Below are 8,519 nucleotides of genomic sequence, written 5' to 3'. Positions count from 1 at the left end.
CGCCACACAGCCGCTGAGCCCGGCCCGCCGTTCGTACGGGCCGAGGGCGGCGGCGGCTCGCGCCCCCCGGGCCTCGGCCCACCGGGCGCCCTCCACGACGAGGGCCGCCGCACCGTCCAGCAGCTCATCGGCGGACCGGCCGAGCAGATCCTCCACGACGGCGTTGTGCGTCTCCACTCCGATCACCACCGCACGCCGGACCCGGCCCGCCGCGACCAGCGTGGCGCCCCAGTGGACGGCGTCCAGGCCGGATGTCGCCCCGTTGCACAGCATCAGGTTGGGGCCGCGCAGTCCGTGGCGGATGGCCACCCACGAGGCGATCACATTGCTGGAGGCGTTCGGCAGGCTCATGGGGCTGAGATCAACGGCCGACCGCTCGGCGATGGCGGCGGCGGTGAGGCAGGCGGTGTCGAGGTTGCCCAGGTTGGAGCTGGCGACCACGCCCACGGTGTCGCCGGGCACCGTCACCTCCTCGCCGTCGGAGGCGATCAGTTGGGCGTTCCGGAGCGCGTCGAGCGCGGCGCACAGCGCCAGCCGGGTGGCCCGGTCCTTGTAGCGGTGGCCCCGGCGGCCGATCCGGGCGGCGGTGTCGAACGGTTCGGCGGCGGGTCCGGTGACGGGGCAGGCGGTGCGGCGCAGCAGTGCCTCGGGGGTGTCGGCGCCCGGGAGGGCCAGGCCGACGCCGGTGACGACGACTTCGCCGGTGCCTCGCGTCATCGGCCGGCCCTCTCCACGATGGCGACCGCGTTGACACCGCCGAAGCCGAACGCGTCGATCTGCGCGACCCGCAGATCCCCGCCGTCCCGCGCCTCCTCCCGGACGAACCGGAACGCCTCGGCCTCGGGCAGCGGTTCGGCCAGGCCCAGGGTGGGCGGCACCCGGCCCGACGCCAGGGACTCCAGCGCGACGATCAGGCTGAGCAGACCTGAGCCGCCCGAGGTGTGGCCGGTCATGGACTTGATGGCGGTCATCAGGGGCCCGCGCACCTCATGGCCGAAGACCTCGGCGATGGCGGCGGCCTCGGCGGCGTCGTTGAGCTGGGTGCCGGTGCCGTGCAGCAGCACCAGGTCGATATCGCCGGGTTTGACGCCGGCCCGCCACTGCGCCTCGTGCACCGCCCGCGCGATGCCGCGGGGGTCGGGCGCGGTCACATGGCGCGCGTCGCAGTTCATGCTGACGGCGCGCACCCGGCCGAGCGCGCCGGTGCCCGCGCCGGGCTCCTCCCGGCGCAGCACCACGGCCGCCGCGCCGTCGCCCATCAGCACCCCGCGGCGGTCCCGGTCGAACGGCCGGACGCGGTCGGGGGGTTCGCTGTTGACCCGGTCCAGCAGCCCGTACATCGACTCGGTGAGGGTGTCCACACCGGCCACCACCACGGTGTCCTCGGCCCCCGTGGTCAGCAGGTCGGCGGCGAGTGCGAGCGCGTAGAGGGAGGCCGAGCAGGCCCCGGAGAAGGTGTGGGTGCGCACCGCGCCGAAACGTGTCCGCAAGGCGGTGCCGAAGTGCAGCCGACCGACGTCGAAGGGCGTGCCGTCGCGCCAGGCGAGTTCGGCGGAACGCAGTTCCCGCAGCCCGGTGCCGACGAGGACGGGCACCTCGCTGAGGTCCTCGCCGAGCCCGGCCTGGGCCGCGGCCTCGCCGACCGCGCGCAGCAGCCAGTCGGTGGCGCGGCCCGGGAGGTCGGTGCCGGGCGCGGGGCGGTCGTCGATCTCGTAGGCGTGGCGGGTCCGGTACCGCTCCGGGTCGAAGCCGCGCAGTTCGCCGAGTCCGCTGATGCCGGCGCACAGAGCCTGGAAGACCTCGTCGACGCCCTCGCCCACGCTCGCCACGGCCCCGGCGCCGGTCACCAGCGGACTCATGACCAGTCCGCTCGGCTCTTGCCGAAGATGACGACGGCGTTGTTGCCGCCGAAGGCCAGGCCGTTGTTCTGGACCACCTTCAGATCGGCGTCCACGGCCTGGTTGGGCACACAGTCCAGACCGCATTCCGGGTCGGTCTCTTGGTGGTTGATGGTCGGCGGGATGAAGCCCTCGGTGAGCGCGAGGGCGCAGGCGATCGAGGCCAGGGCCCCGGCGGCGCCCATGGAATGGCCGATCATCGACTTGATGGAGACCGTGCGCGGCGGGGCGGCGTCCCCGAACACCTGGCGGATGGCGCGGGCCTCGGTGATGTCATTGGCCTTGGTGCCGGTGCCGTGCGCGGAGATGAAGTCGACCTCTTCCGGCTTGACGTGGGCGTTGTCCAGGGCCAGCCGCATACAGCGGGCCACGCTGTCCTGGTTGGGGGCCACCGGGTGGTCCGCGTCGCAGTTGAGTCCGTAGCCGAGGACCTCGGCGTAGATACGGGCGCCCCGGGCCAGCGCCGACTCCAGGCTCTCCAGCACCAGGATGCCCGCGCCCTCGCCGGTGAGGATGCCCTTGCGGTCCTTGTCGAAGGGCTGGCAGCGCTCGGGGGCGATGGTGCCCAGGCGGTAGAAGCCGGTGAAGGTCTTACGGCACAGGGCGTCGGCGCCGCCGCACAGCGCGAGGTCCACGTCCCCGGCGCGGATGGCGTCGAAGCCGTAGCCGATCGCGTAGTTCCCGGCGGCGCACGCGGTGGGGAGGGTGACCGCCTCGGCCCGGGTGAGGCCGAACTCCTGGGCGATCGCGCTCGAAAGCCGTCCGGCGGGCACCCGCCGGGCGAGGGTGGGATCCATCCGCTCGGGCCCCAGATCCACTTCCTCCTCGACCAGATGGTCCAGGTCCCTGGACTCGCCGTCGGTCGTGCCGACGGAGATCAGACAGGGGATGTCGCGCAGCGCGCTCTTGGACTCGGCGAATCCGGCGTCGGCCACCGCCATACGGGCCGCCGCGACCGAGAACCGGCTCGCCCGGCCCAGCGTCCGCACATCGAGATTTCGAATCCACCGGTCCGGCTCGAAATCCTTGACCTCACACGCCGTAGAGCGGTCGAAGCCCTCCGTGTCGAACGCAGTGATGGGGCCCGCCGCGCTCTTTCCGGCGCGCAGTCCGGCGAGGAATTCCGCCGCGCCGATGCCGATCCCGGACACCGCCCCGAGACCGGTGACGACGACCCTGCGACCCGGCTCACCACGCATTTCGCCCTGCCTTCCGAGAGACCGCCCGGATCCGGCGGTCACCAGCCCGCCGCGTCGGAGACAACCTCGTAGACGCCTTGAAGGTTTACCATCCGGCTGAGTTCGGACTGGTCTATGACGATATTGAAGGTCTTCTCCAAAGCCGCGAGTATTTCAATGGCACGCAGTGAATCCGCGTCGTGCTCTTCTTTGAAGAGACTGGTCTCAGTGACCTCGTCGGGGTCGATCTCAAGAATATCGGTGACGATTTCCTTGATGGTTTCACGACGCTCTTCGACGATGGCGGTCATTACCGCGCACCTCCATTTTCGGGCATGGGCAAAGCGACGAAGCTTCCGCTGACGCTAGGCGCCGGTCCGGGAGGGGACAACCCCAGAGTCCACTAGCTGTCACATGCCGGGTGAACACCAGCATTCGACTGGTCCGGGTGTCATAAAGCTGCACATGGCAGCCGGTTACCGCCGGGTCGGAACTTGGAATCGACAGGAAGCTGCCAGGTCACCGGCGGACAGAAGCGTGCCAATATCGTTCAAACCGCCAACAACCCGGCTGCTGCCCGGGGTGTGGTCCGCCCCTACTCGGGGTCGGACTCCATCAGCCCGGCGCGCACGGCGCGCACTCCGGCCTGGAACCGCGATTCGACCTGTAGGTCCCGCATGATGTCGGCCACATAGCGACGGTAGGTACGCACCGAAAGGCCGAGTTTGCGAGCCGCGGCGTCGTCCTTGTAGCCCTCCGCCATCAGCTTCAGCACCTCGCGCAGCACCCGGCCGCGCGCACCGCCCTCGAACGACAGGGGCCGCATCGGGCGCTGGGCCGTGTCCCACCTGCCGCACAGCAGTTGATGCAGCATATCGGCCACGGTCGAGTTCTGGATCATCGAGGCGCGGGAGCCGCCGGGCTCGCCCGGCGAGGCGTCGGGCGCGATGACCGCGGCGCCGTCCACGACCACCAGCTCCTGCCGCACCCCCTCGCAGACACGCACCTCCAGGTGCGCCACGGTCCCCACCGAGCGCTGCCACGCCGCGCCCCGGATGACGGCCGGCGGGCAGAGCATCCGGGTTCTGACCCCCTTGCCCGCGAGTTGGGCGAGTGTCTGTCCGACCAGCCGGGCGTGGTCCTCGCCCGTCACCTCGGGCAGGCTCCAGATCACATCCCGCTCGGCGCGCAGCACCAACCGCGCCACCCAGCCGGCCACGGCCTCCCCGGCCACCGGCAGTTCGGCGGACGCCGAGGCCAGCGCGGAGCGGCGGTGGTGGTGCACCGCGGACTCCAGCAGGCGTAACGCCTGGCCCAGAGTCTCCTCCAGGTTGTCCGACCCCATGTCCGGCTCCGTTCGAACCGCTCTCCCCGCGCCCACCTCCGCGTCAAATCCGTCAATAGGCACTCGCCCATTTGGTTGATTTCCGAAATGGCTCAAAGGACACCCCCGTTCCCTTTCCGGGAACAGTAACGAGCCCCCTGGCACACGGCAAGGAAGATCGTTCCTTATGGGACACTTCCCGCCGGGAAATACCCTCGCGTTCCGGCCACGACACCTCCCCGTGTCGGCAAGGGGCTGCGCCCCCGCTCGGCGGATTGGTAACTTCCTCTAGAGCCAGCACGCCATCCCTTGCCATACGACGCGGACCCCCCACACCTCCCCTCGGGTCCCGAAAGGCGCCGCCCCCATGGCTGCACAGAACACCGCGACCACCGATGCCGCGCAGGCCGGTTCCGCCCACTCCCCCACCGGCCGCCAATGGCTCGCGCTCTCGGTGCTCGTCCTGTCCCAACTCGCGGTGTGGCTGGACAACACCGTGCTCAACGTGGCCCTCAAAACCCTCGCCGATCCCGACGAAGGGCTCGGGGCGAGCCCCAATCAGCTCCAGTGGAGCATCAGCTCCTACACCCTGGTCTTCGCGGTGCTGCTGTTCACCGGCGGGGTGCTCGCCGACCGCTACGGCCACCGCCGCTTACTGCTGACCGGCATGGTCCTCTTCGGCGCGGCCTCCGCCTGGGCCGCCTACTCCGGCTCGGCCACCGAACTCATCGTGGCCCGCGGCGCCATGGGCATCGGCAGCGCCCTGATCATGCCCGCGACCCTCGCCCTGATCGCCCAGGTCTTCGACGAACGGCACCGGGCGACTGCCATCGCGATCTGGTCGGGTTCCAGTGGAATCGCGATCGCGACCGGGCCGATGCTCAGCGGAGCGCTGCTCGACCACTTCTGGTGGGGGTCGGTCTTCCTGGTCAATGTGCCGATCGTGGTGCTCTGCGTGGCCGGTTCGTTCGTCTTTCTGCCCGGTGTGGTCACCCGGGTACGGCAGAAGTTCGACCCGCTGGGCGTGCTGCTCTCCACCGCCGGGCTCTTCGCCATCGTCTGGGGCGTCATCGAGGGCGGCCACCGCAACGACTGGACCGATCCGGCCATCGTCGCCTCGCTGGCCGGGGGCGTGCTGCTGGTCGTGGTCTTCGTCCTCGTCGAACTGCGCGTCGCCAACCCCAGCTTCGACGTCCGGCTCTTCCGCGACATCCGCTTCACCGGCGCCAGCGTCGCCGTCATGCTCACCTTCTTCGGGCTCAACGGCTCGATGTACTACACCAGCTTCTATCTGCAAGGCGTCCAAGGCCAGACGCCGCTGGAGTGCGGGCTGTCGATCGCCCCGGTCGCCCTCGGCGTGCTGCTGGGCGCCCCGCTCTCGGCCAAGCTGGTACGGAACCACGGGGTGCGCCCGGTGGTCACCGCGGCCATGCTGATCGCCACCACCGGCTTCGTCGCCTACGTCTTCCTGGACGAGACCAGCGGACTGCCGCTGTTCTGGGTCTTCCTCATCCTCCAGGGCCTGGGCATGGGCGCCGCCGTCGCCCCCACCACCGAGGCGATCATGGCCATCCTCCCCGCCGACCGGACCGGCGCGGGCTCCGCCGTCAACAACTCGCTGCGACAGATCGGCGGGGTCCTCGGAGTGGCGGTCCTCGGCTCCGTCCTGGTCAGCGTCTACCGCGACCGGGTCACCCCCCGGCTGAGCGGGCTGCCCTCCGGTGACGCGGCCGCCGCCGGGGAGTCGCCCGAGGCCACCCGGCTGCTCGGCGCGAAGATGCGGCTGCCCCGGCTGTCGGACATCGCCGACGAGGGGTTCGTCCACGCCATGCATGTGGCCTCCGTCGTCGGCGCTGCCGCCGCCGCGGCCGGAGCAGTGATCATCTGGTGGGCGTTCCGCCGGACGTCTTCCGGTACGCGATCCAGCATGTGATCGTTCTTCTTGCCACCCCTGTCGCCCCGGCATAGCCTCCCGGCACAACATCCGTAATGCGGAAGGCAGTTCACATGCGTACAACTGTCATCACGGCGGCAGGCCAGGTGGAGATCCGAGAGATACCTGTCCCCGACATCGGTGACGGGGAGGTGCTGGTACGCATCGCGGCCTGCGGTATCTGCACCATGGAGGCCAATCTCTACGCGGGCCGGATGACGGTCTACCCGGCCGCCGCCGGACATGAGATCTCCGGCTGGGTCGAGCGGATCGGCGCCAAGGCCGCCACGCTGGAGGACATGCCCGCCGTCGGCTCCCTCGTCACCCTCGACGGACTGCCGCGCTGCGGGGCCTGCCGAAGCTGCCGGCGCGGCCAGACCGCCATCTGTGTCGCACTCCAGGGGCATAAGCGGGAGGACGGCGCGATCACCATGGGCGCGGGGCTCGCCGAGTACATCGCGCTGCCCGCCTCACGGGTGTGGCCGGCCGGCGACACCGACCCCGCCGTCGCCGCCATGGGCGAACCGCTGGCCTGTGTGGTCCACTCGCTGCGCCGCGGCGGCTTCCGCGCCGGGGACCGGGTCACCGTCATCGGCGCCGGCTATATGGGCCACCTCCACCTCGCCGTCGCCGCGCAACTTCAGGCCCGCGGCGTCGCGGTGGTCGAACGGGACGAGCAGCGGCTGGCCGCCATCGCGGCGGCGGGCGCCGACGCGGCCGTCACCCCCGAGGACATCGGCGGGCTGCCCCCGGCGGACGTGGTCGTCGTGACCATCGCGTCCAAGGAGGCCATCGCCGCCGCCCTCGCCGCGGTCGCCGACGGCGGCACCATCGTCCTCTACGGCGGCGGCCCCGGCGGCCCGCCCGCCGAACTGCCCGGCTACGAGGTGCACCGCCGCCAGTTGACCGTCACCGGCTCCTTCAGCCATGAGCCGGACGACTGGCGCGCCGCCGCCGAACTGCTGCGCGGCGGGCGGCTGTCCGCGCGGCTGGAGACGCTGGTCACCGCGCGCTACCCGCTGGACGAGGTCGAGAAGGCGCTCAAGCAGGCCGCCGAAACCCCCGTCTACCGCGTGGTCGTCACGCCGTAACGGCTCCGCGCCGGGCGCATCCCCAGCGGAGTCACCAGTCACCAGTCACCAGTCACCAGTCACCAACAGAAAGGATTCACCCCCGTGTCCCTGCGCGTAGGCGTGCAACTCCACCCCCAGCACACCGGAATCGCCGAGCTGCGCACCGCGTGGCGCGAGGCCGACGCCCTCGGGGTCGACTCGCTGTGGACCTGGGACCACTTCCTGCCGCACACCGGCGACCCCGCCGGGCGCCACTACGAGTGCTGGTCGCTGCTGTCCGCGATGGCGGTCGAGACCCAGCGGGCCACCATCGGGCCGCTGGTGAGCTGTACCGCGTTCCGCAATCCGGATCTGCTGGCGGACATGGCCCGCACCGTCGACCAGCTCAGCGGCGGGCGGCTGGTGCTGGGGCTGGGCGCGGGCTGGTTCGAGGCCGAGCACACCGAGTACGGGCTGCCGTTCCCCGGACCGGCCGGGCGCATGGACGCCTTCGCCGCGTCCGTCACCGCCGTCAAGGAGCGGCTGGCCAAGCTCAACCCCGGCCCCGCGGGCCCGCTTCCGCTGCTGATCGGCGGCGCCGGGCGGCGGCGCACCCTGGAGCTGGTGGCCCGCGAGGCCGACTGGTGGAACTGGTACGGCTGGGCCTCCGAGGACCCGGTCGCCGACTTCCGTGAGCTGAACGGCGTCCTGGACCAGTGGTGCGAGCGGGTCGGCCGGGACCCGGGCCGGGTGGCCCGCACGGTGATGGTCAATCCGGACCAACTGCCGCTGGTCGAGGAGTTCGCCGAGGCCGGGGCCGTCCATGTGGTGCTCTCCCTCCCGGCCCCGTACGACCTGCGCAAGGCCGAGGAGCTGCTCAAGGTGCGCGCCGCGCTCACCTCGTGACGGCCCCGCGCGCGACGGCGCCCCGCACGCCCCTGGGGCGCCGCTTCGGCCTGCTCATGGGCGCACTGCTGCTCTCCAGCCTGGGCAACGGGCTGTGCTTCCCGTTCACCTCGATCTACGTCAGCCAGTTGCTGGGGCTCGGCGGCCGGGCGGCGGGCGGCTACTTCATCGCGATGGCCGCGGCCAGCTTCGCCGCCGCCCTGGTCGGCGGGCCGCTGGCCGACCGGG

General features: G+C 71.4%; 8 protein-coding genes and 1 pseudogene. 4 read left to right on the top strand and 5 right to left on the bottom strand.

Annotated features, from left to right (window positions below; translation table 11 throughout):
- The 5 genes from KN815_RS43035 to KN815_RS43015 all read right to left on the bottom strand — a co-directional run.
- Positions 1–717 (bottom strand): beta-ketoacyl synthase N-terminal-like domain-containing protein (locus KN815_RS43035; RefSeq protein WP_301184698.1); only part of this gene is annotated, 717 nt, incomplete at its 3' end.
- The gene (locus tag KN815_RS43030; RefSeq protein ID WP_216347201.1) at positions 714–1,859 is read right to left on the bottom strand and encodes a beta-ketoacyl synthase N-terminal-like domain-containing protein; all 1,146 of its coding nucleotides are present in this window, start codon (positions 1,857–1,859) and stop codon (positions 714–716) included. The genes KN815_RS43035 and KN815_RS43030, both read right to left, overlap by 4 nt.
- Positions 1,856–3,097, bottom strand: a complete 1,242-nt coding sequence (locus KN815_RS43025; protein WP_216347200.1) for a beta-ketoacyl-[acyl-carrier-protein] synthase family protein — start codon at positions 3,095–3,097, stop codon at positions 1,856–1,858. The genes KN815_RS43030 and KN815_RS43025 overlap by 4 nt, the downstream gene beginning before the upstream one ends.
- A 38-nt stretch (positions 3,098–3,135) precedes the next feature.
- Positions 3,136–3,387, bottom strand: coding sequence for an acyl carrier protein (locus KN815_RS43020; protein ID WP_216347199.1), 252 nt, complete (start codon positions 3,385–3,387; stop codon positions 3,136–3,138).
- Positions 3,388–3,671: 284 nt separating this feature from the next.
- A complete protein-coding gene (locus KN815_RS43015) occupies positions 3,672–4,421 on the bottom strand; it encodes a helix-turn-helix transcriptional regulator (RefSeq protein WP_216347198.1) in 750 nt (249 codons plus the stop codon).
- A gap of 346 nt (positions 4,422–4,767) precedes the next feature.
- On the opposite strand from KN815_RS43015, the gene KN815_RS43010 reads away from it, so the two are divergent.
- The 4 genes and pseudogenes from KN815_RS43010 to KN815_RS42995 all read left to right on the top strand — a co-directional run.
- Positions 4,768–6,333, top strand: a complete 1,566-nt coding sequence (locus KN815_RS43010) for an MFS transporter (RefSeq protein ID WP_216347197.1) — start codon at positions 4,768–4,770, stop codon at positions 6,331–6,333.
- 74 nt (positions 6,334–6,407) lie between these two features.
- On the top strand, positions 6,408–7,424 hold the full coding sequence (locus KN815_RS43005; RefSeq protein WP_216347196.1) for a zinc-dependent alcohol dehydrogenase: 1,017 nt from the start codon (positions 6,408–6,410) through the stop codon (positions 7,422–7,424).
- Between the two features lie 84 nt (positions 7,425–7,508).
- Positions 7,509–8,291 (top strand): LLM class F420-dependent oxidoreductase, encoded by a 783-nt coding sequence (locus tag KN815_RS43000; protein ID WP_216347195.1) that lies wholly within the window; start codon positions 7,509–7,511, stop codon positions 8,289–8,291.
- Positions 8,288–8,519, top strand: a pseudogene (locus KN815_RS42995) (MFS transporter); the annotation flags it as partial. The gene KN815_RS43000 and the pseudogene KN815_RS42995, both read left to right, overlap by 4 nt.

Origin of the sequence: Streptomyces niphimycinicus (assembly GCF_018883605.1) — a bacterium.
GTDB classification, from domain to species: domain Bacteria; phylum Actinomycetota; class Actinomycetes; order Streptomycetales; family Streptomycetaceae; genus Streptomyces; species Streptomyces niphimycinicus.
This window is presented reverse-complemented; position numbering and strand designations above follow the sequence as displayed.